The organism is Streptomyces sp. NPDC056169 (genome assembly GCF_042268445.1).
Taxonomy (GTDB): Bacteria; Actinomycetota; Actinomycetes; order Streptomycetales; family Streptomycetaceae; genus Streptomyces.
Genome location: NZ_JBHJUO010000002.1, coordinates 176,628 through 201,313 on the forward strand (window position 1 = coordinate 176,628; position 24,686 = coordinate 201,313).

The 24,686-nt window shown below is 73.7% G+C and carries 23 protein-coding genes; 8 read left to right on the forward strand and 15 right to left on the reverse strand.

What is annotated here, in order from left to right; genetic code table 11:
• Nucleotides 1–106 precede the first annotated feature (106 nt).
• Nucleotides 107–1,333: an ROK family protein gene (locus ACFC0G_RS03355; protein WP_376396462.1), complete on the reverse strand. Its 1,227-nt coding sequence runs from the start codon at nt 1,331–1,333 to the stop codon at nt 107–109.
• A gap of 265 nt (nt 1,334–1,598) precedes the next feature.
• On the opposite strand from ACFC0G_RS03355, the gene ACFC0G_RS03360 reads away from it, so the two are divergent.
• Together ACFC0G_RS03360 and ACFC0G_RS03365 are read left to right on the forward strand one after the other, a co-directional pair.
• A complete protein-coding gene (locus ACFC0G_RS03360) occupies nt 1,599–2,855 on the forward strand; it encodes an MFS transporter (protein ID WP_376396465.1) in 1,257 nt (418 codons plus the stop codon).
• Between the two features lie 61 nt (nt 2,856–2,916).
• Nucleotides 2,917–3,663, forward strand: a complete 747-nt coding sequence (locus ACFC0G_RS03365) for a maleylpyruvate isomerase family mycothiol-dependent enzyme (RefSeq protein WP_376396468.1) — start codon at nt 2,917–2,919, stop codon at nt 3,661–3,663.
• 85 nt (nt 3,664–3,748) lie between these two features.
• Here the strand turns inward: ACFC0G_RS03365 and ACFC0G_RS03370 are convergent, their stop codons facing one another.
• On the reverse strand, nt 3,749–4,147 hold the full coding sequence (locus ACFC0G_RS03370) for a MarR family winged helix-turn-helix transcriptional regulator (protein ID WP_376396471.1): 399 nt from the start codon (nt 4,145–4,147) through the stop codon (nt 3,749–3,751).
• Between the two features lie 87 nt (nt 4,148–4,234).
• Between ACFC0G_RS03370 and ACFC0G_RS03375 the strand changes: the two genes are divergently transcribed.
• On the forward strand, nt 4,235–5,725 hold the full coding sequence (locus tag ACFC0G_RS03375; RefSeq protein ID WP_376396474.1) for an MFS transporter: 1,491 nt from the start codon (nt 4,235–4,237) through the stop codon (nt 5,723–5,725).
• 186 nt (nt 5,726–5,911) lie between these two features.
• Here the strand turns inward: ACFC0G_RS03375 and ACFC0G_RS03380 are convergent, their stop codons facing one another.
• The 3 genes from ACFC0G_RS03380 to ACFC0G_RS03390 all read right to left on the reverse strand — a co-directional run bounded on the left by ACFC0G_RS03380 (nt 5,912) and on the right by ACFC0G_RS03390 (nt 8,644).
• Nucleotides 5,912–6,577, reverse strand: coding sequence for a response regulator (locus ACFC0G_RS03380; protein ID WP_376396477.1), 666 nt, complete (start codon nt 6,575–6,577; stop codon nt 5,912–5,914).
• Nucleotides 6,574–7,851 carry a sensor histidine kinase gene (locus tag ACFC0G_RS03385; RefSeq protein ID WP_376396480.1) on the reverse strand — a complete coding sequence of 426 codons (1,278 nt, stop codon included), beginning with the start codon at nt 7,849–7,851 and terminating at the stop codon, nt 6,574–6,576. Before ACFC0G_RS03385 ends, ACFC0G_RS03380 begins: the two co-directional genes overlap by 4 nt.
• A gap of 97 nt (nt 7,852–7,948) precedes the next feature.
• Nucleotides 7,949–8,644: a TetR/AcrR family transcriptional regulator gene (locus ACFC0G_RS03390; protein ID WP_376396483.1), complete on the reverse strand. Its 696-nt coding sequence runs from the start codon at nt 8,642–8,644 to the stop codon at nt 7,949–7,951.
• 138 nt (nt 8,645–8,782) lie between these two features.
• Between ACFC0G_RS03390 and ACFC0G_RS03395 the strand changes: the two genes are divergently transcribed.
• On the forward strand, nt 8,783–9,262 hold the full coding sequence (locus ACFC0G_RS03395) for a nitroreductase family deazaflavin-dependent oxidoreductase (protein ID WP_376396486.1): 480 nt from the start codon (nt 8,783–8,785) through the stop codon (nt 9,260–9,262).
• Nucleotides 9,263–9,352: 90 nt separating this feature from the next.
• Here the strand turns inward: ACFC0G_RS03395 and ACFC0G_RS03400 are convergent, their stop codons facing one another.
• Nucleotides 9,353–10,810, reverse strand: a complete 1,458-nt coding sequence (locus ACFC0G_RS03400) for a geranylgeranyl reductase family protein (protein ID WP_376397259.1) — start codon at nt 10,808–10,810, stop codon at nt 9,353–9,355.
• Nucleotides 10,811–11,092: 282 nt separating this feature from the next.
• On the opposite strand from ACFC0G_RS03400, the gene ACFC0G_RS03405 reads away from it, so the two are divergent.
• On the forward strand, nt 11,093–12,457 hold the full coding sequence (locus ACFC0G_RS03405) for a dipeptidase (protein ID WP_376396489.1): 1,365 nt from the start codon (nt 11,093–11,095) through the stop codon (nt 12,455–12,457).
• Nucleotides 12,458–12,574: 117 nt separating this feature from the next.
• Nucleotides 12,575–13,081, forward strand: a complete 507-nt coding sequence (locus ACFC0G_RS03410; protein WP_376396492.1) for a MarR family winged helix-turn-helix transcriptional regulator — start codon at nt 12,575–12,577, stop codon at nt 13,079–13,081.
• Between the two features lie 48 nt (nt 13,082–13,129).
• Here the strand turns inward: ACFC0G_RS03410 and ACFC0G_RS03415 are convergent, their stop codons facing one another.
• The gene (locus ACFC0G_RS03415; protein ID WP_376396495.1) at nt 13,130–13,495 is read right to left on the reverse strand and encodes a YybH family protein; all 366 of its coding nucleotides are present in this window, start codon (nt 13,493–13,495) and stop codon (nt 13,130–13,132) included.
• Between the two features lie 98 nt (nt 13,496–13,593).
• Between ACFC0G_RS03415 and ACFC0G_RS03420 the strand changes: the two genes are divergently transcribed.
• Entirely contained in the window at nt 13,594–14,484 is an 891-nt protein-coding gene (locus ACFC0G_RS03420; protein WP_376396498.1) for a LysR family transcriptional regulator, read from the forward strand.
• A gap of 41 nt (nt 14,485–14,525) precedes the next feature.
• On the opposite strand, the gene ACFC0G_RS03425 is transcribed toward ACFC0G_RS03420, so the two are convergent.
• The gene (locus ACFC0G_RS03425) at nt 14,526–15,569 is read right to left on the reverse strand and encodes an NUDIX domain-containing protein (RefSeq protein ID WP_376396501.1); all 1,044 of its coding nucleotides are present in this window, start codon (nt 15,567–15,569) and stop codon (nt 14,526–14,528) included.
• Nucleotides 15,570–15,668: 99 nt separating this feature from the next.
• Nucleotides 15,669–16,661, reverse strand: coding sequence for an ROK family protein (locus ACFC0G_RS03430; protein ID WP_376396504.1), 993 nt, complete (start codon nt 16,659–16,661; stop codon nt 15,669–15,671).
• 225 nt (nt 16,662–16,886) lie between these two features.
• Between ACFC0G_RS03430 and ACFC0G_RS03435 the strand changes: the two genes are divergently transcribed.
• The gene (locus ACFC0G_RS03435; protein WP_376396507.1) at nt 16,887–17,942 is read left to right on the forward strand and encodes a LacI family DNA-binding transcriptional regulator; all 1,056 of its coding nucleotides are present in this window, start codon (nt 16,887–16,889) and stop codon (nt 17,940–17,942) included.
• A 117-nt stretch (nt 17,943–18,059) separates the two neighbouring features.
• On the opposite strand, the gene ACFC0G_RS03440 is transcribed toward ACFC0G_RS03435, so the two are convergent.
• The 6 genes from ACFC0G_RS03440 to ACFC0G_RS03465 form a co-directional block, all read right to left on the reverse strand.
• Entirely contained in the window at nt 18,060–19,949 is a 1,890-nt protein-coding gene (locus tag ACFC0G_RS03440; protein WP_376396510.1) for a protein kinase, read from the reverse strand.
• 147 nt (nt 19,950–20,096) lie between these two features.
• Nucleotides 20,097–21,386: a DUF6986 family protein gene (locus ACFC0G_RS03445; protein ID WP_376396513.1), complete on the reverse strand. Its 1,290-nt coding sequence runs from the start codon at nt 21,384–21,386 to the stop codon at nt 20,097–20,099.
• 153 nt (nt 21,387–21,539) lie between these two features.
• On the reverse strand, nt 21,540–22,502 hold the full coding sequence (locus tag ACFC0G_RS03450) for an electron transfer flavoprotein subunit alpha/FixB family protein (RefSeq protein ID WP_376396516.1): 963 nt from the start codon (nt 22,500–22,502) through the stop codon (nt 21,540–21,542).
• 55 nt (nt 22,503–22,557) lie between these two features.
• Entirely contained in the window at nt 22,558–23,352 is a 795-nt protein-coding gene (locus ACFC0G_RS03455; RefSeq protein WP_376396519.1) for an electron transfer flavoprotein subunit beta/FixA family protein, read from the reverse strand.
• A 199-nt stretch (nt 23,353–23,551) separates the two neighbouring features.
• Nucleotides 23,552–24,076 carry a flavin reductase family protein gene (locus ACFC0G_RS03460; RefSeq protein ID WP_376396522.1) on the reverse strand — a complete coding sequence of 175 codons (525 nt, stop codon included), beginning with the start codon at nt 24,074–24,076 and terminating at the stop codon, nt 23,552–23,554.
• A 197-nt stretch (nt 24,077–24,273) separates the two neighbouring features.
• A complete protein-coding gene (locus tag ACFC0G_RS03465) occupies nt 24,274–24,585 on the reverse strand; it encodes a TlpA family protein disulfide reductase (RefSeq protein ID WP_376396525.1) in 312 nt (103 codons plus the stop codon).
• Between the last annotated feature and the right edge of the window lie 101 nt (nt 24,586–24,686).

Below are 24,686 nucleotides of genomic sequence, written 5' to 3' on the forward strand. Positions count from 1 at the left end.
TCTGCCCCACGGATCATCGGACGAACGCCTTCGGAGCGCGAGCGGACGCCCTGGTCGGGCACCTCGGGGACTTCCGGCCGACGGAACCGGTCCGGCCGGGAGTCGCTCAGACGGACTCCCGGCCGAGCGCGGCCAGCGGATCGTCGAGCACCGGCTGCCAGGCCAGCTCGGCGGCGCCCACCAGGCTGTTGTGGTCCAGCGTGCAGGGCAGGATCGGGACGCCGCCGCTGCGGCCCCAGAGGCTGCGGTCGGCGACGACCGCACGGAGACGCTCGGGGTCGGCGTCGAGGAGCTCACGGTGGAGCCCGCCGAGGATGATCCGGTCCGGGTTGAGGATGTTCACCAGACCGGCGAGGCCGAGGCCGAGCCGGTCGATCAGCTCCCCGACGGCCACCCGGACACCCGGGTCGTCCCGGCTGGTCCGCAGCAGGTCACGGGCCTGCTGGAGCAGGGAGACCTCGGGGCCGGGATCCCGGCCCGCGACCGTGAGGAAGGCGAGCGGGTCGGTCTCGACGTCGAGGCAGCCGCGGCTGCCGCAGTGACAGGGGCGCCCCTCCGGATTGACCGTCAGATGGCCGACCTCCAGGGCGAGGCCCGCGCTGCCCGTGTGCAGGCGCCCGTCGAGGACGAGCGCGCCGCCGACGCCCCGGTGGCCGGTGGCCACGCAGAGCAGGTCGCGGGCGCCGCGCCCGGCGCCGTGGCGGTGCTCGGCGAGGGCGGCGAGGTTGACGTCGTTGCCGGTGAAGGCCGGGCCCTCGATCCCGGCGGCCCGTACCCGCTCGGCGAAGATCTCCCGTACCGGCGCACCGGCGGGCCAGGCGAGGTGGAGCGGATTGAGCGCGGTGCCCTCGGGCTCGGCCACGGCTGAGGGTGCGGCGAGTCCGGCGCCGACACAGCGGCGGCCGCTCTCCCGGAGCAGCGCCGCTCCCGCGTCGACCACGGCGCCGAGGACCTGGGCGGGGTCGGCGGAGACGGTGACGCAGCCGGGTGCCGTGGCGACGATGGTGCCGCCGAGGCCGACGAGCGCGGCGCGGAAGCCGTCCGCGTGGACCTGGGCGGCGAGGGCGACGGGGCCCTTCTCGTCGACGGCGAGCCGGTGGGAGGGGCGCCCCTGGGAGCCGGCGGCGGCACCGGGGTTGGAGTCGACGCGAATGAGGCCCAGCGCCTCCAGCTCGGCGGCGACCGCGCCCGCGGTGGCCCGGGTGACGCCGAGTTCGGCGGTGAGGACGGCCCGTGTCGGCGCCCTTCCGGTGTGCACCAGCTCCAGCGCGGGGCCGAGCGCGTTGCGCCCCCTGTCCAGCCGTGTCCGGGTCGTCGTCGCCTTGCCGTTCATGGGGGCGAGTCTCCCATGATCGGACGACACGCCGAACCCGCACCCGGCCGGGCACGGCGCACGACCGGCCACGCACCCGCCGCATCCCTGCCGCCGTCCCTGCTGCATTCCCGCCACGGTGCCGGCGCACCCCCGCCCCGCGCCCCGGCCGCATCCCCGCCGCGGTGCCGCCGCGCCCAGGCCCGCGGTGCCGACGGCCGGCCGGCCTGCCGCCGATCCCGCCCGGCGGTTGAATCCCGGGCCCGGCGCCCCCTATCCTGAGTTTGTGCCGCTACTAAACAAAGTACGGACGGCCGCATCGGGGGGCTTCGGCGGAGACACCGCCCACCACTCCCTGACCCGCCTCCGCTCCGCCCTGACCCTCTTCTTCGCCCTCGACGGATTCCTCTTCGCCGGCTGGGTGGTCCGCATCCCCGCCGTCAAGCAGCAGACCGGCGCCTCGGCCGGCGACCTCGGGCTCGCCCTCCTCGGCGTCTCGGCGGGCGCCGTCGTGACCATGACGCTGACCGGCCGGCTCTGCCGCCGCTTCGGCAGCCACGCCGTCACCGTCGCCACCGCCGTCCTGCTCTCCCTCTCGGTCGCGCTTCCGGCGCTCACCCGGTCCCCGCTCGCCCTCGGCCTCGTCCTGCTGGTCTTCGGCGCCGCGTACGGCGGGATCAACGTCGCCATGAACAGCGCCGCCGTCGACCTGGTGGCCGCACTGCGCCGCCCGGTGATGCCGAGCTTCCACGCCGCGTTCAGCCTCGGCGGCATGCTCGGCGCGGGCATCGGCGGGCTCCTCGCCGGGAGCCTGTCCCCCACCGCCCACCTCCTCGGCCTGACGGTCGTCGGCCTGGCACTGACGGCCGCCGCCGGTCCCGTACTCCTCCGCCACACCGCCCCCGGCCGACCGGAATCACTCCCGACGCGGGATGCGGGGAATCAGCGGGATGCCGGGAGACGATCGGCCTCCGGGAAGCCGTCGCGGGCGGCCCGCCGTACGGTCCTCGTCTTCGGCGTGATCGCGCTCTGCACGGCGTACGGCGAAGGGGCGCTGGCCGACTGGGGCGCGCTCCATCTCGAACAGGACCTGGGCGCCCACCCGGGCGTGGCCGCCGCCGGTTACTCCGTCTTCGCGCTGACCATGACCGCCGGGCGGCTCTCCGGCACGCTGCTCCTGGAACGGCTCGGCCAGACCCGTACGCTCGTCGCGGGCGGGGCCACGGCCGCGGCCGGCATGCTCCTCGGCGCGCTCGCCCCGACCGTCTGGGCCACGCTCCTCGGCTTCGCGGTGACCGGCCTCGGCCTGGCCAACATCTTCCCCGTCGCCGTGGCCCGCGCCGGCGCCATCGCCGGCCCCGACGGGGTGGCGACCGCCTCCACCCTCGGTTACGGGGGCATGCTGCTCGGCCCGCCGTCCATCGGGTTCCTCGCCGACTGGTTCTCCCTTCCGGTGGCGCTCACGACCGTCGCGGTCCTCGCCGCCGGAGCCGCGGCGATGGGCTACTGGGCACGGAACGCGGGCACCCGAACCGCGAGTTGATCACCTGCGGGCGCGCGAGCTGTCAGACTCCGCCCCAAGGGAAACGATCAACGGGGGCACGATGAAGATCACTGAACACATCACCGCACTGGAAGCGGCCGGCCTGGCGCTCGCGGAGGCGGCGGCCGCGGCCGGGCCGGACGCGGAGGTCCCGACCTGTCCGGGGTGGCGCGTCCGCGACCTCCTCCGGCACACGACGACGGTGCACCGCTGGGCCACGGCCTTCGTGGTCGAGGGACACACCGCCTACCACCCGGACGGCGGCGAACCGGACCTGGACGGCGACGAGTTGCTCGCGTACTACCGGGAGGGTCACACGGCTCTCGTCGCGGCCCTGCGCGCGGCGCCGGAGACTTTGGAGTGCTGGACCTTCCTCCCGGCGCCTTCGCCGCTCGCCTTCTGGGCGCGGCGGCAGGCGCACGAGACGGCCGTCCACCGCGCGGACGCCGAGTCGGCGCTCGCGGCCGGGCCGGGAGCGGTCGACCCGGCGCTGGCCGCCGACGGGATCGACGAGCTGCTGCGCGGCTTCCACGCCCGCGACAACAGCCGGGTGCGCACGCCCGAGCCGCGCATCCTGCGGGTGCGGGCCACGGACACGGGTGACGTCTGGACCGTACGCCTGTCGGCGACGGAACCGCCCCGGACGGAACGGGCGGCAGCCGAACAGGAAGCGGCGGACGCGGAGTTCAGCGGGGCGGCCGACCGTCTGTACCTGACCCTGTGGAACCGGCTGCCGGCCGAGACCGTGACGCTGACCGGGGACGACACGATCGCCCGGCTGTGGCGGGAGAACTCGGCAGTCACCTGAAACTGAGGGGAGCTGGGTCGCGCGGAGGGGGGATCGCCTCGACCGAGGCGATCCCGCGGTCCGCGATCCCGCGACTCAGGGAACTTCAGGAACTGCGGTCCAGCATCCTCGTCAGCACCTCGCGCTGGAGGGGCTGCGCTTCGGCGTGGCGCGCGAGGCCCTTCTCCGTGAGCTTCACCTGGACGCCCCGCCGGTCCTCGGCGCACATCCCCCGCAGGACCAGGCCGTCCTTCTCCAGGCGCGCGACCGTCCGGGACAGCGCGCTCTGGCTGAGGTGGACCCGCCCGGCGAGCTCCTGGACGCGCCAGGAGCCCGGGCCGTCCTCGGCCGCGCCCTCGGCGAGGACGTCGAGGACCTCGAAGTCGCTGGCACCGATCCCGTACGGATGGAGGGCCCGGTCGACCTCACAGGTCGTCCGGGCGTGCAGGGCGAGGACGTCACGCCACTCGTCCACGAGCGCGCGTTCGGACTTGTTCGCTGCCATGACCGCACGTTAGCAGAAACGACCCACTTTGTTGCACGGGAATTAAATGCACTTGCATTCAATGCATGTGCATGTACCGTGCTGCCCATGACCTCTCCGCTCACCGCCGCACCCACGGCCGCCGTGCAGAACCGCTGGAGTCCGCGGCTCTGGGGCACCCTGCTCGTGCTCTGTGCCGCGATGTTCCTCGACGCCCTCGACGTCTCCATGGTCGGCGTCGCCCTGCCCTCGATCGCCACCGACCTCGGCCTGTCCACCGCCACGCTCCAGTGGATCGTCAGCGGCTACATCCTCGGCTACGGCGGCCTGCTGCTCCTCGGCGGTCGCGCTGCCGACCTCCTCGGCCGCCGGCGCGTCTTCCTCATCGCCCTCGCCGTCTTCGCGATCGCCTCGCTCCTCGGCGGACTCGTCGACTCCGGCCCGCTCCTGATCGCCAGCCGGTTCATCAAGGGCCTCAGCGCGGCCTTCACCGCCCCCGCCGGCCTGTCGATCATCACCACGACCTTCAAGGAGGGCCCGGAGCGCAACCGGGCCCTGTCGATCTACACCACCTGCGCCGCCACCGGCTTCTCCATGGGCCTGGTCCTGTCGGGGCTGCTCACCGAACTCAGCTGGCGCTGGACCATGCTCCTGCCCGCCCCCGTGGCCCTGATCGCCCTGGTCTTCGCGCTCCGCCTCATCCCGCACAGCGCCCGCGAGGACTCCTCCGGCGGCTACGACCTGCCGGGCGCCGTCACCGGTACGGCCGCGATGCTGCTGCTCGTCTTCACCGTCGTCCAGGCGCCCGAGGTCGGCTGGACCTCAGCCCGGACCCTGCTGTCCTTCCTCGTGGCCGCCGTCCTCCTCGTCTCCTTCGTCCTGGTGGAACGGCGGAGCGCGAGCCCGCTCGTACGGCTCGGGGTCCTGCGCTCCGGCTCCCAGGTCCGCGCCCAGCTCGGCGCGGCGGCGTTCTTCGGCTCGTACGTAGCCTTCCAATTCATCGTGACCCAGTACATGCAGTCGCTGCTCGGCTGGTCCGCGCTCCAGACGGCGCTGGCCTTCCTGCCGGCCGGCGTGCTCGTGGCGCTCTCCTCCACGAAGATCGGTGGCATCGTGGACCGCTTCGGCACACCTCGGGTGATCGCCGCCGGCTTCACGCTGCTCGTCGTCGCGTACGCGCTCTTCCTGCGGATCTCGCTGACCCCGCAGTACGCGGCGGTGATCCTGCCCTCGATGCTGCTCCTCGGCGCCGCCTGCGCCCTGGTCTTCCCCTCGCTCAACATCCAGGCCACCAACGGCGTGGACGACCGCGAGCAGGGCATGGTCTCGGGGTTGCTCAACACCTCGATCCAGGTCGGTGGCGCGCTCTTCCTCGCCGTCGTCACCGCCGTCATCACCGCGGACGGCGACACGTCGGCCTCCCCGCAGGCCACGCTGGACAGCTTCCGCCCGGGACTCGCCGTGGTCACGGTCATCGCCCTGGCCGGACTCCTGATCACCCTGCCGGGCCTCCGGAAGCGGCGGAGCACCACCGAATCGGTCGTCGTGGCACGCTCCGCACCCACGGACTCCCCGGAGAAGGTCGCCGCCCGCGACTGAGCACGTCCGCCGGCCACCTCTCCCCGTACGGGATCAATCGCCGTCCCGTGCCGCGTCCGCCGGAAGGCGGAGCGGGGCGGGGCGAGGCGAGGCGAGGTCGGGCTCGACTCAGGCCCGGCCGGCCGGCCGGCCGTGGCGTGGTGTTTCTGCGGCGCTCCCGCGTAGCGGGCGGTGCGCCGGATGCCGTCAGCCCAGCCAGCCGGGTCGGACGAGGCCCGACTCGTAGGCGAGGACGACGAGTTGGGCGCGGTCCCGGGCGGCCAGCTTCACCATCGCTCGGCTCACATGCGTCTTGGCGGTGAGCGGGCTGACGACCAGCCGGCGGGCGATCTCCTCGTTCGAGAGGCCGATCCCCACGAGGGCCATCACCTCGCGCTCCCGTTCGGTCAGCGCGCCGAGCGCGGCCGTGGCCGCCGGGGCCTTGGAGCGGGCCGCGAACTCCTCGATCAGCCGCCGGGTCACGCCCGGGGAGAGCAGCGCGTCCCCGTGGACGACGGCCCGCACCGCCCGCAGCAGCTCCTCCGGTTCGGTGTCCTTCACCAGGAAGCCGGAGGCACCGGCGCGGATCGCCTCGAAGACGTACTCGTCGAGCTCGAAGGTGGTCAGCATGACCACCCGGACCCCGGCGAGGTCCGGGTCCTCCGTGATGCGCCGGGTGGCGTCGAGGCCGTCGAGCCGCGGCATCCGGATGTCCATGAGGACGACGTCGGGGCGCAGCTCCCGCACCCGCTCCACGGCCTCGCCGCCGTCCGCGGCCTCCCCCGCCACCTCGATGTCCGGCTGGGCGTCGAGCAGCGCCCGGAACCCCGCGCGGACCAGCGACTGGTCGTCGGCGAGCAGCACGCGGATCACGGGGTCTCCTCGGGACTGAGCGGACTGGTCGGACTGGGCGAACCAGGTGAACCGGGCGCACCGCGTGGACCGAGCGGGAGGACGGCGTGGACGCGGAAGCCGCCGTCGGGCCGGACGCCCGCCTCGATCGTGCCACCGAGGGCGGCGGCCCGCTCCCGCATTCCGGCGAGGCCGTTGCCGCTGCCGCCCGCCTCGGTGCCGGTGGCGGGGCCGTCGTCGTCGACGCGCAGGTCGAGGCGGGCGGGGCCGTGCGCGATCTCCACCCGGGCGGTGCGCGAGCCGGAGTGCCGGACCACGTTGGTGAGCGCCTCCTGCACGATCCGGAAGGCGGCCAGATCGGCGCCGGGAGGCAGGCCGGCGGCGGGCGGGCCGCTCGCCGTGACCGTGACGGTCAGGCCCGCGGCGGCGGCCTGCTCGACGAGTTCGGGGAGGCGGCCGAGGCCGGGGGCCGGGGCGCGCGGGGCGTCGCCGGGGGCACGGAGGGTGTCGAGGACCTGTCGCACCTCGCCGAGCGCCTCCTTGCTGGCCGCCTTGATGGTGGTCAGGGCGGTGCGGGCCTGCTCGGGGTCGGCGTCGAGCAGGGCCAGGCCGACCCCCGCCTGCACGTTGATCACGGAGATCGAGTGGGCGAGCACGTCGTGGAGTTCACGGGCGATGCGGAGCCGCTCCTCGTCGGCGCGGCGCCGCTCGGCGGCGGCGCGCTCCGCCCGCTGCTGCGCCCACTGCTCGCGCCGTACCCGTACGAGCTCGGAGGCGGCGAGGACGGCGACGGCGAACGCGCCGGCGGGCAGCTCCTGCCCCCAGGGGGCGGGGCCGTCGCCGGCCGGAGGCAGCCACCGGTAGAGCCAGTGCGAGAGCACCAGATGGCCCGCCCACAGCAGGCCGAGGGCCCACCAGGCGGCGGTGCGGTGCCCGTGGACGACGGCGGCGAAGCAGGCCACCGCGACGAACACGAAGACCGGGCCGTACGGGTATCCGGCCGCCAGGTAGGCGAGGGTGACGGCCGCGACGCCGAACACCACGGGCACGGGCCTGCGGTGACGGAACACCAGCGGCGCCGCCCCCAGGAGCAGCAGGGCCCGCCCGAGGACGTCGAGCGCCTCCCGGTCGGGCTGGTTCCGCGCGGCGAAACCGGTGCCCGCCATGACGAGTACGGCGATCACCAGCGTCGACCGCCACGGCAGCCCGCCGGCGTGCCGCTCCCCGGCCCACCACCCCCACGGTGCCCGGCCCGGGCCTCCGACACCGCGCCCGGCGGTCCGCTCCACGTCCATACCCGCCACGCTAACCGCGCCCGCCCCACGAGGACGTCACCCCGGCGGGGTGGTCGCCCGTACTCCCGCCGGAGTACGCGGGTGGGGTACGGGGTCCTCAGCCGCGCGGGAGGAGGCCCACGTCCTGGCCCAGGCGGCGGGCGGCGTGCGTGAAGAAGACGTCGCGGTCCTCGACGAGCCGGTGGAACTGGCCGAAGACCTCGAAGGACACCAGACCGAAGAGCTGCGACCAGGCGGCCACCAGGGCGACGACGAGCGCCGGGGGCAGGTCCGGGGCCATGTCTGCGGCGATCCGCACGGCCTCGGGGCGGAGGGCGTCCGGAAGCGGAGGGAGGGCTACGCCCTCGCCCTCGTGGGCCGCGCGGACGATGCCGATGAGGACGAGGCCGACGCGGGCGGCGGGGACGTTGGTGTCCTGGGGTGCGGTGTAGCCGGGGACGGGGGAACCATAGATCAGGGCGTACTCGTGCGGGTGCTCGACGGCCCAGGCGCGGACGGCCCGGCAGACGGCGGTCCAGCGGACGAGCGGCCGCTCGCCCGCGGCCTCGGCGGCGGCGCCCTCGGCGGCGGCTCCGACGGCGTCGTAGGCGTCGACGATGAGGGCGGTCAGCAGGTCGTCGCGGCTGGGGAAGTACCGGTAGAGCGCGGAGGACACCATGCCCAGCTCGCGGGCGACGGCGCGCAGCGACAGCTTGGCCGCGCCCTCGGCGGCGAGCTGGGTGCGGGCCTCGGCCTTGATGGCTGCGGTGATCTCGGCACGTGCGCGGGCGCGGGCTCCTCTAACGGTTGTCATGAGGAGCAGTGTGCCATTTACAGAGCACCGACCCGAAACGAGAGCACTGCTCTTGCATGAGAGCGCCGCTCCGTGCAGACTGGAGACAAGCGAGAGCACTGCTCACGCTTTGCTCCCACCGTTCCACAGGAGGAACCCATGTCCGCTCAGCCCGCCGCCCACGTCATGAAGCCCGGCTGGTTCACGGTCAACGTCCTCAACCGCGCCGTCGCGTGGATGACCCGCCGGGGCATCAGCGTCTGGGGCTCCCGCGTCCTCGCGGTCCGCGGCCGCAAGAGCGGCGAATGGCGCCGCACGCCCGTCAACCTCCTGACGGTGGACGGCGTCCAGTACCTGGTGGCCCCGCGCGGCCACGTCCAGTGGACCCGCAACATGCGCGCCGCCGGCGGCGGACAGCTGCACCTCGGGAAGCACGCGGAGGCCTTCACCGCCGTCGAACTGGCCGACGACGACAAGCCCGCACTGCTCCGCGCCTACCTCAAGCGCTGGAAGGCCGAGGTCGGCGTCTTCTTCGGCGGGGTCGGCCCCGACTCCTCCGACGCGGAACTCCGCGCCATCGCGCCGAAGCACCCCGTCTTCCGCATCACGACGACGGGCCCCGCCACCCCGGCCGTGTGAACCGGCCGGGGCGGCGGAGCCCGTACGCGTCATCAGGTCGCCGACGCCCGTCGCGCCCCTGATGCCGAGGACCGCTCTGGTGGCGATCCGTCAGAACTGCTCCGCGGCCTCCGCGGAATCCGAACCGGCCGAACCGGTCGAACCAGTCGGTCCGGCCGAGCCAGCCGGACCGGTCGAACCGGTCGAGGCCTGCGACGCCGGTGACGCCGCCGACGTCCCCGGGCCGTCCGCTCCCGTGTCGGCTCCCGTGTCGGCTCCCGGCTCGCTCCCCGTCTCGGCCTCGGACGCCGCGCGTTCGCGCGCGGTGACGCCCCGGCCGGCGGGGCCGACACCGGACGAGGTGTCCATCCGCTTGTCCAGGATCTCCAGCGCCCGCCGGGCCATGCCGTTCGAGCGGACCATGCCGCCGAGGGTGGCGGAGCCACGGGTGATGTCGGCGAAGGCGTTCCAGGCGGGACGGAACCCCGTGATCGTGGCGTGCAGCAGCCCCGGTCGCCGCTCGAACAGCGCGAGCATCCGGCGCCCGACCGCCATCTCCACACCGAGACCTGCCTTGATGGCGAACGCGTAGTTCAGGGCCTGCCGCCGGGCGTCGACCGCGTCGTTCGCCTCCGCGACCCGCACCGCCCACTCCCCCGCGAGCCGCCCCGAGCGAAGCGCGTACGAGATGCCCTCGCGGGTCCACGGCTCCAGGAGCCCGGCCGCGTCGCCGCAGACGAGGACCCGGCCGCGGGAGAGCGGCGAGTCGTCGGTGCGGCAGCGCGTCAGGTGCCCGGAGGAGATCGTCGGCTCGAAGCCGGCGAGGCCGAGCCGGGCGACGAAGTCCTCCATGTACCGCTTGGTGGCGGCGCCCTCGCCGCGCGCCGAGATGACGCCGACGGTCAGCGTGTCGCCCTTGGGGAAGACCCAGCCGTAGCTGCCGGGCATCGGACCCCAGTCGATGAGGACGCGGCCCTTCCAGTCCTCGGCCACGGACGGCGGCACCGGGATCTCCGCCTCCAGGCCCAGGTCGACCTGACCGAGCTTCACCCCGACATGCGCTCCTATGCGGCTCGCACTGCCGTCGGCACCGACGACCGCGCGCGCGAGGACCGTCTCTCCGTCGGCCAGGACGACGGCGACCGTCCGCCGGTCCGGGACGGAAGGACCGTGCTGCTCCACCCGGATCACCGAGGCGCCCGTCCGCAGCTCCGCGCCGGCCTTCTGCGCGTGCTCGACGAGCTGCGCGTCGAACTCCGGCCGGTTGATGAGCCCGAAGAGCATCCGGCGCGAGCGGCGGGTGCGGGCGAAACGGCCGTCGAGCGAGAAGGTGACGGCGTTCACCCGGTCCTGGAGGGGCAGTTCGAAGCCGGGCGGGAGGGAGTCCCGGGAGGGGCCGATGATGCCGCCGCCGCAGGTCTTGTACCGGGGCAGCTCCGACTTCTCCAGGAGCAGGACCCGGCGGCCCGCGACCGCCGCCGCGTAGGCCGCGGACGCGCCGGCCGGACCCGCGCCGACCACGACCACGTCCCAGACCTCCGCCCCCTCGTCCGCACCCGTGTCCTCGATTTCGGCGGCGGTGGCGATGTCGTCGGCGGCAGCGTCGGCGGCGTCGACAAACTCGGCGGCGTCGTCAGCGTTGGCGGCGTTCTCGGGACCGGCGTTCTCTGCGTGCTCGCTGCTCACGGTGTGCTTCTGCTCCTGATCCGACCGGTGGTCTGCTCTCGACGCATCCTACGGCGCGGTAGCCGGAGCCCCGCGCCGTAGGATCTACGGTGCGTTCGCCGTACCACGACATACGACGAACGCCCTCCCCTACGTCGTAACGTCGCACCCACCAGGAGCGTGCCCATGACCGCGAACCCGATCGCCGACACCGTCCGGTCCCTGATGCCCCGTGCGAAGGCCGAGCTCACGGAGCTCGTGGCCTTCGAGTCGGTCGCGGACGAGGCCGTGGCGCCCCGCAGCGAGTGCGAGGGGGCGGCGAACTGGGTCGCGGACGCGCTGCGCGCCGAGGACTTCCAGGACGTGGCGCTGCTCGACACGCCCGACGGTTCGCAGGCCGTGTACGGCATCCTTCCCGGCCCGGCCGGGGCGCCGACCGTCCTCCTCTACGCGCACTACGACGTGCAGCCGAAGCTGGACGAGTCCGCCTGGCTCACCCCGCCGTTCGAGCTGACCGAGCGGAACGGCCGCTGGTACGGGCGCGGCACGGCCGACTGCAAGGGCGGCTTCATCCTGCACCTGCTCGCGCTGCGCGCCCTCAAGGCGAACGGCGGCGTGCCGGTGACGGTCAAGGTGATCGTCGAGGGTTCGGAGGAGCAGGGCACCGGCGGTCTGGAGCGGTACGCGGAGCAGCACCCCGAGGTGCTCACCGCCGACACGATCGTCATCGGCGACGCGGGCAACTTCCGCGTGGGCCTGCCCACGGTGACCGCGACGCTGCGCGGCATGACGATGATCCGGGTGCAGATCGACACCCTGGAGGGCAATCTGCACTCCGGTCAGTTCGGCGGCGCCGCGCCGGACGCGCTGGCCGCGCTGATCCGCGTCCTCGACTCGCTGCGCGGCCCCGACGGCTCCACCGTCATCGACGGCCTCCCGGGCGACAAGCCGTGGGACGGCCTCCAGTACCCGGAGGAGGACTTCCGCCAGGACGCCAAGGTCCTCTCGGGCGTGGACCTGCCGGGCGCCGGCACCGTCGCGGACCGGATCTGGGCGCGCCCGGCCGTGACCGTCATCGGCATCGACTGCCACCCGGTGGCCGGGGCCACCCCGTCGATCCCCGCGTCGGCCCGCGCGCAGATCAGCCTGCGGGTGCCGCCCGGCCAGGACGCGGTCGAGGCGACGAAGCTGCTCTTCGCCCACATCGAGAAGCACACGCCGTGGAACGCCCGGGTGTCCCTGGAGCAGGTCGGCCAGGGCCAGGCCTTCCAGGCGGACACGTCGAGCCCGGCGTACGCGTCGATGGCCGAGGCGATGAGCATCGCGTACCCCGGTCAGGAGATGCAGACGGCGGGCATGGGCGGCTCGATCCCGCTGTGCAACACGCTGGCCTCGCTGTACCCGGAGGCGGAGATCCTGCTCATCGGTCTGAGCGAGCCGGAGGCGCAGATCCACGCGCCCAACGAGTCGGTCTCGCCCGAGGAGCTGGAGCGGCTGTCGGTGGCCGAGGCGCACTTCCTCCTCAACTACGCCCGCTCGAAGGAGAGCTGACGGTCCGGTCGGGCGCGGGGACCGCAACCTGGCCCCGGATGAACGGGGCGTCCAGGCGGTGGGCGGGGCGCTCGGCTTCGGTGACGGCGCCGCCGGCCAGGGGGCACCATAGTGATCATGACTTCTCCGACCCCGTCCCGGACCGACCAGGCGCCCGCCGACCCGGCCGCCGCCGACGACGCCCTCGCCACTCAGCCCATCGGCTACTGGAGCGGCCTCGCCCACGCGGCCGTCACCCGGCACCTGCGGGACGCCATGGCCCGGATCGACGTCACGCAGCCGCAGTACTGGGTGCTCAACCGTGTGCACAGCGGGCCCGCCGCGCCGAGCCGCGAGGAGGTCGTCAGCCAACTGACGCCCCTCGCGGACGGGCCGCACGAGATCGCGCGCGTCGTCGACCAGCTGCTGCACCGCGGCTGGCTCCGGGAGGACGCTTCGCGACTGCACCTGACCGACGCGGGCGAGGCCGCCCGCGTACGGCTCCGCGACCTGGTGACCGGCCTGCGGGCCGAGGTCCACGCGGGGATCAGCGACGTGGAGTACGTGGCCGCGCTGAAGGTCCTGCGCCGGATGGTCGCCAACGTCGAGGGCGACGGGGCCCCTTGGAACCCCCTCACGAAATGACCTCCGACGTGATCGGATCGCTCCGGGAACTTTGATCCCGGAGCGGGATCAGCGGGTGGGCGGGACGAACTCGGGCTGGTCGAGCAGGCGCAACCAGCTGCCGTCGGGCTGGCGTCGGACCACCTGCGCCCGCGCACCGGCCCCGTCCCTCGGCGGGGTCGAGGTGAGGGCGATGTCGCCGCTGATCACCGTCGGCAGCGGTTGTTCCTGCTCGAAGTGGGGGCGGTCGGCCAGCACCTTCTCCCACAGCACACGGATCGCCTCCCGGCCCACCGTCCGATGGCCGGGCGGGTAGGCCAGCACCGCGTCCTCCTCGTAGAGCGCGGCGACCCCGGCCGCGTCACCCGCGTTGGACCGCTCGACGAACAAGCGGGTGATGTCCTCAGGTCGCATGGCCTTCTCGTACTCCGGCATGGGTTCCTCCTGCTGGCGTGCTGTGGTGCTTATCAGCATGGTCAGCCCCCAACCAGAAGTCCAACAGATGGATCTACTGGAAGCTAGAATCACCAGTCATGGAACTGAGACAGCTGGAGTACTTCGTCGCGGTCGCCGAGGAACGGAACTTCACCCGCGCGGCCGAGCGGGTGCACATCAGCCAGTCCGGTGTCAGCGCTCAGATCCGCCAGTTGGAACGCGAACTCGGTGCCGAACTCTTCGACCGCTCGTCGCGCACGGTCACGCTCACCGTCGCGGGAAAGGCCGCGCTCGAACACGCCCGCGCGGCGCTCGCCGCGGCCGGTGCGGTCGGCCGGGCCGTGGGTGATGTCAGCGACCTGATCCGGGGTCGGCTCACGGTGGGCATGGTCAACGGCTGCACCGTCACGCCGCTGTTCGACGCCCTCTCCGTGTTCCACCAGGCACATCCCGGAGTGGAGATCTCGCTCCTGGAGGACAACTCCGACCGCCTCGTCGAGGGGGTGCGCGCCGGAACCCTCGACGTGGCCCTCATCGGGACCGCCGGCGCCACCCCCGACGGGCTGGAGGCGCTGACCATCATCAGCGAGCGGCTCGTCGTAGCAGTGCCCCCAGGGCACCCTCTGGCGACACAGCGGCGGGTCACTCTGCGCGACCTGGTCACGTTCCCCATCGTGTGCATGCCCCCCGGCACCGGCCTGCGCACCGTCTTCGACCAAGCCTGCTCCGCACGAGGACTGCAGCCCGCGATCGCGTTGCAGGCCAGCGCAGGTGATGCCATCGCCGACCTCGCCGCCCGCGGACTCGGCGTCGCCGTCCTCAGCGAATCGATGGCCGCGAGCCATCACGACCGCATCGTCGCCCGCACCATCGACGACGTGGAGACACCCGCCCTGCTGGCCCTGATCTGGAAGGGCACGCACAGCCCCGCTGTGCGTGAGCTGCTCGTGCACGGCCGACGAGCGTTCGGCAAGCCCGGCCCCGGGTAGGGGAATCGGGGGCCTCCGGCGCCGCTCCGCCGGACGGCCCCTCAGGCGTCCTGCCCCACCGGGATCCCCGCCTCCAGGTTGAGCACCGTGCCGCGTTCGCGGGCGCGCAGGGCCCAGCGGAGGCGGTCGTACCGGACGGGTGGCAGGAGGCCGGCGGCCTCCTCCTCGGTGACGAAGCGCCACTCGCGGAGCTCTGCGCCGGGGAGGCGGAGGCGCGCGGTGTCGGCGGCGCGGAGCGTGCCACCGTCGAAGAGGAGGCGGAGCCCGCCGTATCCCGGGGGCTTGGGCCGCTCCCAGTCGACGAGCAACAGGCGCGGTACGACGTCGAGTTCGAGCCCGACCTCCTCCGCGACCTCGCGCATTCCGGCGCGGGCCGGCGGTTCGCCCGCCTCGACGACGCCGCCGGGGAACTCCCAGCCCGGCTTGTACGTGGGGTCGACGAGCAGGAAGCGGTCCTCCTCGTCGAAGAGCAGGACGCCGGCGGCGAGGGTCTCGCCGGTCGGCTCGGGCGTCTGGACGATCCCGCAGGGCGCGGCCCGGTCGGCCTTGACCGCGTCGGCGACGGCCAGGGCGGCCTCGGCCACGGTGAGCACCGAGGTGTCGACGACGTACGCGTCCTCCGCGAGCCAGCCGAGCGCGGCGCGGTACGGCGGGATGTGGCCGTGGCACCACTGCCGGACGCGGGCGTCGGCCTCGGCCTCGCCGTACTCGCTCCGGCCGTCGATCCGCTGCCGCAGGATCGTTTCCTCGGGAGCGAGCAGGACATGCCGCACCTCGATCCGGCGGGCGGCGAGCCCGCCGAAGATCTCGTCCCGGTACTCCTGCCGGAGCAGGGTCATGGGGACGATCAGGACCCCGCCGACCTCGGCGAGGAGGGCGGCTGCGGTGTCGACGACCAGGCGCCGCCAGATCGCCAGGTCCTGGAAGTCCTCGACTTCGGCGAGCCGTTCGGCCGGGAGGAGCCGGCTCATGGCCCCGCCGACGAGCTCGGGGTCGAACAGAGTGCTCTGCGGGATCAGATCGACCAGTTCGCGCGCGGTACTGGTCTTCCCCGCACCGAACGTACCGTTGATCCAGACGATCACGATTCCCCCTCTTGGGTAGCCCCCAGTGGATTGCCCGCAACACCCTGCCACGAAAACCACGAACGCATGTCCGGCACGTGTACGGGCGGGCCGTCGCGGTCAGGAGCGGGGGCCCGGCCAGGCCGCCCCGCTCCCGGCGCTCCCCCCGCGCCCGGCCGCCGCGGCGGCGCCCAGCAGGCCTGCGTCGGTGCCCGTGACGGCCGGGACGACCGTCAGGTTCCGGACGAAGGAGAGCGTCGCGTAGGTCGCGAGAGCGCGCCGCAGCGGACCGAACAGGACGTCGCCCGCGCCCGCCACCCCGCCCCCGACGACCGCGATGTCGATCTCGACGAGCGTCGCCGTGGCGGCGATGCCCGCCGCGAGCGCTTGCGCGGCCCGTTCGAAGGAGGCGACGGCGATCGGGTCACCGGCGTGCGCGGCGACGGCCACCGCCGCCGCGGAGGCGTCGCCGTCCGGACCCGGCCGCCAGCCGTTCTCCAGGGCGCGGCGCGCGATGTGCGGGCCGCTGGCGAGTCGTTCGACGCAGCCGCGGCCGCCACAGGCGCAGGGATCGCCGTCCAGGTCGACGGAGATGTGGCCGAGGTGACCGGCGTTGCCGGTGGGGCCCGGGTGGAGCCGGCCGTCGAGGACGAGGCCGCCGCCGACGCCGGTGGAGACCACGAGGCAGAGGGCGTTGTCGTGGCCTCGGGCGGCGCCGAGCCAGTGCTCGGCGGCCGTCATGGCCACCCCGTCGCCGACCAGGGTGACCGGACGCCCGCCCGACGCCCGGCGGACCCGCTCGACGAGCGGGAAGTCGCGCCAGCCGGGCACGTTCACCGGGCTCACGGTCCCGCGCGAGGCGTCGACCGGGCCCGCGCTGCCGATGCCGACGGCCCGCGCCGCCTCCCACAGCGGCGACGCGGCGAGCTCCTCAAGGACGGCCTCGACGGCCTTCATCACCGTCTCGCCGTCCTCGCGGGCGGGGGTGGGCCGCTGGGCCCGCACCCGGACACGCCCCTCGCCGTCGACCAGCGCCCCGGCGATCTTGGTGCCCCCGATGTCGAGCGCGACGACGGGACCCGGGACGGGGCCGGTTGCGGGGTCGGTGTGCATGGGCACGGATCCTCCAGTCGGCGGCCGGGGACGGCCGGGGGCGATCCGTACAGTCTGCCCAGTCTCCCGCCGTCTGACAACGTTGTCCAGGTCCTATGCTCGACCTGAGACCGAGATCCGGAATCCCCACCGGAACCGGAACCGGAACCCGAACCGGAACGGGATCCCGGACCGGAACCCGGACCGAACCGAACCGGACCGGACCCGAACCGGACCGGTACCGACATGACGGAGGAACCCCGCACCGTGGCCGACATCGCCCGCCGCACCGATCACCGCTACGGCAACCGGCCCACGATGAAGGACGTCGCCGCCCGGGCGGGTGTCGGCCTCAAGACGGTCTCCCGGGTCGTCAACGGCGAGCCGGGCGTCACCCCGGACACCGAGCGCCGCGTCCAGGAGGCCATCGAGGCCCTCGGCTTCCGCCGCAACGACAGCGCACGGGTCCTGCGCAAGGGCAGGACGGCCACGGTCGGCCTGGTCCTGGAGGATCTCGCCGACCCGTTCTACGGGCCGCTGAGCCGCGCCGTCGAGGAGGTCGCGCGGGCGCACGGCGCACTCCTCATCAACGGTTCGAGCGCCGAGGACCCGGACCGGGAGCAGGAGTTGGCGCTCGCCCTGTGCGCGCGCCGGGTCGACGGCCTCATCGTCATCCCGGCCGGTGACGACCACCGCTATCTGGAACCGGAGATCGCGGCGGGCGTCGCCACGGTCTTCGTCGACCGTCCGGCGGGGCGGATCGACGCCGACGCCGTCCTCTCCGACAGCTTCGGCGGGGCGCGCGACGGCGTGGCCCATCTGATCGCCCACGGACACCGCCGGATCGGCTTCGTCGGGGACCGTCCTCGCATCCACACGGGCGCCGAGCGGCTGCGCGGCTACCGTGCGGCGATGGAGGACGCGGGCCTGCCGGTCCGGGACGCCTGGGTCTCGCTCGGGTCGACGCACCCTGAGCGGGTGAGCGCGGCCGTACGGGAGATGCTGACGGGGCCGGAGCCGGTGACGGCGCTGTTCGCGGGGAACAACCGGGTCACCGTGACGGCGGTCCGGACCCTCGCCGGGCACGCGCCCCCGGTCGCGCTCGTCGGCTTCGACGACATCGAACTGGCCGATCTGCTCGGCATCACGGTCGTCGCCCAGGACGCCGCCGCGCTGGGTCGGACGGCGGCGGAGCGGCTCTTTCGGCGTCTCGACGGGGCCGGCGGGGCGCCGGAGCGGGTGGTGCTCGGCACGACGCTCGTCGCCCGCGGCTCGGGCGAGATCGCGCCGCCGACCGCCTGAGAGCGACGCTGCGGCCCGCGCGACCCTGCGGCTTGCGGCCCCGCGCGACGCTGCGGCCTGGGGGCCCTCGCGGCCCCGCAGCGCCCCGGCCCCGCGGCCCCGCGGCTCATCCCCCTGTCAGCAGATCCGCAGCCCCTCCACGGGACCACCGCCCGCACCGCCCGCGAGGTGCAGCACGCTGAGGTACACGTTGGTGTTGCCGCTGTCGTCGTCGGTCCTCGCGAACCACCGGCTGGTCCGTCCGCCGTACGTCTCGCTGCGGTCGAGGTCGACCTGGCAGTAGAGGACGTGCGGACCCGCGCCGACCGTCCCCATCTCGCCGCCGTCGTAGCGGGTCGTCGTCGCGCTCCGCACGACCTGGCAGGTCGAGGAGGAACCCGCGGACTCGCATCCCGCGGGCGCCGGGGCCTCGGTGGCCGGCGCGGTCGTGCCGCCGCCCCCGGCGGCGTCCCCGGAGGGGGCGTCCGTCGTCGCGGTGCCGGTGCCCGGGGCGCTCGGGGCCGTCGTGCCACCGGTGGCCGAACCACCCCCGGAAGCGGAGCCGGAACCGTCGCCGCCACCCGCCCCCGCCGCCGTATCCCTCGTACTCGTGCCCGTGCCCGTACCGGACCCGTCACCGGGTTCCGAGCCGTCGTGCCCGGTGCCGTCGGTGGCCGGTCCCCGGTCGTCGCCCGGCTCGCCGGACTCCTGGCCCGAGGGGCTCGCCCCGCCGGATCCCGTAGGGGAGGGCGCGCCGCTGCCACCGGTCGTGCCGGAGGACGGCGTGCCGCTGCTCCCCGCATCCAGTACGCGGCCGGTGTCCTCGTCCGGGACGTCGCCCGGGCCCCCGCCCGCAAGGTTCCCTTCGGAGGCCTCCTGCGTCGTGCCGCGCTCCATGAGGACGTACGTGAGGCCGCCCCCGGCCAGCAGGACGGCGGCCACGGAGGCCGCGACCAGCGCGCTCCCCCGGCGTCGTTTCGCCGCACCCCGCCGTCCGGCGCGGGCCCGTCGGCCGCCCGCGCCGACGGTGTCGGGCCCGGAGAGCACCGGTGGCACGGGCGGCGCCGGCATCACGGGTGCGGGCGGCGTCAGTGGCGCCACGGGCATCACCGGCGGGCCGAAGCCCTCGACCGGCACGGCGGGCGGACCGGCCACCGCTCCGGAAACCGGCCCCGGCCCCGCCTCTGCCTCTGCCTCTGCCTCCACCACCGAAGCCGGCTCCACCACCGGCTCCGACTCGGCCATCGCCACCGCTCCAAGGAGGCGTGCCGCCTCGCGGGCGCCCGGCCGCGTGGCCGGGTCCTTGTCGAGGAGCCGGATCAGGACCGGGGCCAGGGGCCCGGCGCGCACGGGTTCCGGGAGGGGTTCACTGACGATGGCCGCGAGGGTCGACCACGTCGACGTACGGCGGAACGGAGAGGCGCCCTCGACCGCCGCGTACAGGGTGGCGCCGACGGCCCACACGTCCGAGGCGGGGCCGGGATCCTGTCCGCGCGCCCGCTCGGGGGCGAGGAAGTCGAGGGAGCCGACGATCTCGCCGCTGCGCGTGAGGTGGGTCGCGGAGCCGTCGCCCGGGTCCTCCATGGTCGCGATGCCGAAGTCGGTGAGGACGATCCGGCCCGAGCGGTCGAGCAGGATGTTGCCGGGCTTCACGTCCCGGTGGAGCACGCCGACGTCGTGCGCGGCGGCCAGCGCCTCCAGGACGTGGGCACCGATCCGGGCGGCCTCGACCGGGTCCAGACTGCCCCGCTCCCCCAGGACGTCGTCGAGGGAGGGTCCGTCGACGAGTTCCATGACGATGACGGGCCGGCCCTCGTGCTCGGTGACGTCGTGGACGGCCACGACTCCGGGGTGGCGGACCCGGGCGGCGGCCCGCGCCTCGCGCGTCATCCGCAGGCGCAGATCGGCCAGTTCGGGCGCGGCCGCGTCCGTGAACGTGCGGAGTTCCTTGACGGCGACCTCCCGCCCGAGGACCTCGTCGACGGCGCGCCAGACGACTCCCATGCCGCCGCGCCCGAGTCTGCGCACGATTCTGTAGCGGCCCGCGAGCCGCTCGTTCTCCCCCGATGACACTACTGCCCCGTTCCCCTGTCGAACACGTGCGCGTGATGCGCACGAACTCGTACAGGGTACGGGGCAGTTGGCTGGATCGAGACCCTAATCTGATCTTCGTGTCTACTCGGCCGAGGCGGTGAGGTCGCCGCGGCGCGGGGCCGCGAACCGGTCGAGGGCGGCGCGGGTCATGCCGGTGAGGGCGTCGACCTCGGCCGTGCCGAGGGCGCCGCAGTCGATGCCGCGCAGCAGGTACGAGGAGAGCGCCTTGGCGGTGGCGGGCTCGTCCATGACGTCGCCGCCCGCGTGGTTGGCGTACGCGGAGAGGCGCTTGGCGGCGGCCTCGAAGCCCTCGCGGTAGAAGGCGAAGACGGCGGCGTAGCGGGTGGGGATGTGGCCGGGGTGCATGTCCCAGCCCTGGTAGTAGGCGCGGGCGAGGGCGCGGCGGGTCAGGCCGTAGTGCAGGCGCCAGGCCTCGTGGACGTGCTCCTTGGAGCCGACCGGGAGGACGTTGGTGGAGCCGTCGGAGACGCGGACGCCGGTGCCGGCGGCGGCGACCTGCATGATCGCCTTGGCGTGGTCGGCGGCGGGGTGGTCGCTGGCCTGGTAGGCGGCGGAGACGCCGAGGCAGGCGCTGTAGTCGAAGGTGCCGTAGTGCAGGCCGGTGGCGCGGCCCTCGGCGGCGCCGATCATGCGGGCGACGGCGGCGGTGCCGTCGCTGGCCAGGATGGACTGGCTGGTCTCGATCTGGATCTCGAAGCCGAGGCGGCCGGCGTCCAGGCCGTGGGCCTTCTCGAAGGCCTCCAGGAGGCGCACGAAGGCGGAGACCTGCTCGGGGTAGGTCACCTTCGGGAGGGTGAGGACGAGGCCGTCGGGGAGGCCGCCGTTCTCCAGGAGGCCGGTGAGGAAGACGTCGGTGGTGCGGATGCCCCGGTCGCGTACGGCGGACTCCATGCACTTCATCCGGATGCCCATGTACGGGGCGGCGGTGCCGTTCGCGTACGCCTCCGAGATGAGCCGGGCGGCGCGGGCGGCGTCCTGGTCCTCGTCCCGGCCGGCGTAGCCGTCCTCGAAGTCGACCCGGAGGTCCTCGACGGGCTCGCGCTCCAGCTTGGCGCGCACGCGGCCGTAGACGTCCTCGGCGAGGTCGTCGGTGAGGCCGAGGACCGCGGCGAAGGAGGCGGCGTCGGGGGCGTGCTCGTCGAGGGCCGCGAGGGCCTGGTCGCCCCAGGAGCGGACCGTGTCGGCGTCGAAGACGTTGCCGGGTACGTAGACCGTGTGGACGGGCTGGCGGGTGCCGGGGTCTCCCGGGTAGCGGCGGTCGAGCTCTGCGTCCACCGCCGCCAGGGAGGCGCTGATGCCCTCGCTGACCGCGCCCGCGAGGCTCGTCGACACCTTCTCCTGCTGACCCATCCCACATCCTCCTGTTTTCCGCTACACGGAATCAACAATCCGTATAGCGAAGTTAATAGTCGGTCGGGACCCACGTCAATGGGTGTCCGAAACGACCGGGGGCCGCGCGGCGACGAATCGCCACGCGGCCCCCGGACCGTACAGAACCGCAGGTCAGCCCTTGCGGGCCTGAACCTCGGCGGTGAGCTGCGGGACGACGTCGAAGAGGTCGCCCACCACGCCGTAGTCGACGAGGTCGAAGATCGGAGCCTCGGCGTCCTTGTTGATGGCGACGATGGTCTTCGAGGTCTGCATGCCCGCGCGGTGCTGGATCGCGCCGGAGATGCCGGAGGCGATGTACAGCTGCGGCGAGACCGACTTGCCGGTCTGGCCGACCTGGTTGGCGTGCGGGTACCAGCCGGCGTCGACCGCGGCGCGCGAGGCGCCCACGGCGGCACCGAGCGAGTCGGCGAGCGCCTCGATGATCGCGAAGTTCTCGGCACCGTTGACGCCACGGCCACCGGAGACCACGATCGCGGCCTCGGTCAGCTCCGGACGGCCGGTCGACTCGCGCGGGGTGCGCGCGGTGACCTTGGTGCCGGTGGCCAGCGGGCCGAAGGAGACCGCGAGGGCCTCGACGGCGCCGGCGGCCGGGGCGGCCTCGACGGGGGCCGAGTTCGGCTTGACCGTGATGACCGGGGTGCCCTTGGAGACACGGGACTTGGTGGTGAACGAGGCGGCGAACGCGGCCTGCGTCGCGACCGGGCCCTCGTCGCCGGCTTCGAGGTCCACGGCGTCGGTGATGACACCGGAGCCGATGCGGACGGCGAGGCGGGCGGCGATCTCCTTGCCCTCGGCGGAGGACGGGACGAGCACGGCGGCCGGGGACACCGCGTCGTACGCGGCCTGGAGCGCGTCGACCTTCGGGACGACGAGGTACTCGGCGAACTCGGGGGCGTCGGCGGTGAGGACCTTCACGGCGCCGTGCTCGGCGAGCGCGGCGGCGGTGTCGGCGGCGCCGTTGCCGAGCGCGACGGCGACGGGCTCGCCGAGGCGGCGGGCGAGGGTCAGCAGCTCCAGGGTGGGCTTGCGGACGGCACCGTCGACGTGGTCGACGTAGACGAGAATCTCAGCCATGGGACTTCAGTCTCCTGCGAACGAAAAGGGGCGGGACGGTCGGCTCGCGGGAGCCTTAGATGAACTTCTGGCTCGCGAGGTACTCGGCGAGCTGCTTGCCGCCCTCGCCCTCGTCCTTCACGATCGTGCCCGCGGTGCGCGCCGGACGCTCGGCGGCCGAGTCCACGGCGGTCCAGGAACCCTCGAGGCCGACCTCGTCGGCGTCGATGTCGAGGTCGTCGAGCTCCAGGGACTCCACCGGCTTCTTCTTGGCGGCCATGATGCCCTTGAAGGACGGGTAGCGCGCCTCGCCCGACTGGTCCGTCACGGACACGACGGCCGGAAGCGAGGCCTCCAGCTGCTCGGAGGCGGTGTCGCCGTCGCGACGGCCGGTGACCGTACCGTTGGGGCCACCCTCGATCTTGACCTCGGAGAGCAGCGTGACCTGCGGGACGCCCAGGCGCTCGGCGAGGATCGCCGGCAGGACACCCATGGTGCCGTCGGTGGAGGCCATACCGGCGATGACGACGTCGTAGCCGGTCTTCTCGATCGCCTTGGCGAGCACGAGAGAGGTGGCCATGACATCGCTGCCGTGCAGGTCGTCGTCCTCGACGTGGACGGCCTTGTCCGCACCCATGGACAGCGCCTTGCGCAGCGCGTCCTTGGCGTCCTCGGGGCCGACCGTCAGTACGGTGACCTCCGCGTCGTCCGCCTCTTCGGCGATCTGCAGGGCCTGCTCGACCGCGTACTCGTCGAGCTCCGACAGCAGGCCGTCGACGTCGTCGCGGTCGACCGTCAGGTCGTCCGCGAACTTACGGTCTCCGGTCGCGTCGGGCACGTACTTCACACAGACAACGATCCTCAAGCTCACGCCGGCTCTCCTACTGCATCGTCATAACTTGGCTGCCTTGTTGCTCGCAGCATAGGCGCCTGAAGGGCGGGTTTCCGGTCGGGGCGCCGGACGCCCCGACCGAAATATTACTCGCCAGTACACCCAGTCCGTTACCAGTAAGCAAGCGCTCAGCCATGTGACCTTGACAACGCGCGGAGAGGGGCGCGAACGGGAACTCTCAGTCGCGCAGCGCGTTGAAGCGCCCGTGGTGGTACAGGAGCGGCCGGCCCGCCCCGTCCGGGTCTCCGGCCACGGCCTGCGCGATCACGATCCGGTGGTCGCCCGCGGGCACCCGGGCCACCACACGGCAGACCAGCCAGGCGAGGACACCGTCCAGGACGGGCACGCCCTCCGGTCCCACGCTCCAGCGGGTGTCCCCGCCGAAGCGGTCGGCGCCGCTGCGCGCGAAGGTGGCGGCCAGCTCCTCCTGGTGCTCGCCGAGTATGTGCACGCCGATGTACTCGGCCTCGGCCACCACGGGCCAGCTGGAGGAGGTGGTGCCCACGCCGAAGGAGATCAGCGGGGGTTCCGCGGCGACGGAGTTGAGCGAGGTCGCGGTGAAGCCGACGGGGCGTTCGCCGTGCGCGGTGATCACCGCGACACCGGCGGCGTGCCGGCGGAAGACGGAGCGGAGCAGATCGGGAGAGGCCTGCCGGGGTGCGCCGATCGTGGGAGCGGTACGGAAGTCGGGCGTAACCGTCATGGAATTGTCCTTCTGCGAGGGCGTCATGAGGAGAGTCCTGGGGTGGTCAGACACCCGGACAGCGCGCGCTCGCGTTGCGGGCCAGGTCCACGTGGACCCGGCCGTAGAGAAGGAGTTCTGGGGGCACTCCGTCAGAGTGACGATCGTTGCCGGGTGCAGTCAAGTGCGTACCGGGATGTGGGAGATGTGTCACCGCGTCAGACCGCCCGCCCCAGCGCCGCGATGACGTCCGCCCTGCGGGGCTGTCCGGCGGCCCGGCGGACGACCCGGCCCGCGCGGTCGAGGACGAGGACGGTGGGCGTCCGCGCGATGCCCAGCTCCCGTACGAGGTCGAGGCGCTCCTCGGCGTCGATCTCGACGTGTCCGACGCCCGGCACCATGGCGGCCACTTCGGCGAGGGTCCGGCGGGTGGCGCGGCAGGGCTGGCAGAAGGCGGTCGAGAACTGCACGAGGGTGGCCCGCTCCCCCAGCTCCGCACCGAGCAGTTCCGGCCCCAGGACCTCCGTCATGCCTCTCCTCTTTCCCTTGCGCCGCTTCTCCCCCTCCAGCAGCGTCGCACGGGACCGTTCGATTCCCGCCACGACCACCAGGGGTGACGAGAATCTCCCTG

Bases quoted from the DNA above. Each gene is read 5' to 3' on its own strand.
- ACFC0G_RS03355 (WP_376396462.1), bottom strand. From the start codon at position 1,333: ATGAACGGCAAGGCGACGACGACCCGGACACGGCTGGACAGGGGGCGC.
- ACFC0G_RS03365 (WP_376396468.1), top strand. From the start codon at position 2,917: ATGAAGATCACTGAACACATCACCGCACTGGAAGCGGCCGGCCTGGCG.
- ACFC0G_RS03370 (WP_376396471.1), bottom strand. From the start codon at position 4,147: ATGGCAGCGAACAAGTCCGAACGCGCGCTCGTGGACGAGTGGCGTGAC.
- ACFC0G_RS03375 (WP_376396474.1), top strand. From the start codon at position 4,235: ATGACCTCTCCGCTCACCGCCGCACCCACGGCCGCCGTGCAGAACCGC.
- ACFC0G_RS03385 (WP_376396480.1), bottom strand. From the start codon at position 7,851: ATGGACGTGGAGCGGACCGCCGGGCGCGGTGTCGGAGGCCCGGGCCGG.
- ACFC0G_RS03390 (WP_376396483.1), bottom strand. From the start codon at position 8,644: ATGACAACCGTTAGAGGAGCCCGCGCCCGCGCACGTGCCGAGATCACC.
- ACFC0G_RS03395 (WP_376396486.1), top strand. From the start codon at position 8,783: ATGTCCGCTCAGCCCGCCGCCCACGTCATGAAGCCCGGCTGGTTCACG.
- ACFC0G_RS03405 (WP_376396489.1), top strand. From the start codon at position 11,093: ATGACCGCGAACCCGATCGCCGACACCGTCCGGTCCCTGATGCCCCGT.
- ACFC0G_RS03410 (WP_376396492.1), top strand. From the start codon at position 12,575: ATGACTTCTCCGACCCCGTCCCGGACCGACCAGGCGCCCGCCGACCCG.
- ACFC0G_RS03415 (WP_376396495.1), bottom strand. From the start codon at position 13,495: ATGCCGGAGTACGAGAAGGCCATGCGACCTGAGGACATCACCCGCTTG.
- ACFC0G_RS03420 (WP_376396498.1), top strand. From the start codon at position 13,594: ATGGAACTGAGACAGCTGGAGTACTTCGTCGCGGTCGCCGAGGAACGG.
- ACFC0G_RS03430 (WP_376396504.1), bottom strand. From the start codon at position 16,661: ATGCACACCGACCCCGCAACCGGCCCCGTCCCGGGTCCCGTCGTCGCG.
- ACFC0G_RS03435 (WP_376396507.1), top strand. From the start codon at position 16,887: ATGACGGAGGAACCCCGCACCGTGGCCGACATCGCCCGCCGCACCGAT.
- ACFC0G_RS03445 (WP_376396513.1), bottom strand. From the start codon at position 21,386: ATGGGTCAGCAGGAGAAGGTGTCGACGAGCCTCGCGGGCGCGGTCAGC.
- ACFC0G_RS03450 (WP_376396516.1), bottom strand. From the start codon at position 22,502: ATGGCTGAGATTCTCGTCTACGTCGACCACGTCGACGGTGCCGTCCGC.
- ACFC0G_RS03460 (WP_376396522.1), bottom strand. From the start codon at position 24,076: ATGACGGTTACGCCCGACTTCCGTACCGCTCCCACGATCGGCGCACCC.
- ACFC0G_RS03465 (WP_376396525.1), bottom strand. From the start codon at position 24,585: ATGACGGAGGTCCTGGGGCCGGAACTGCTCGGTGCGGAGCTGGGGGAG.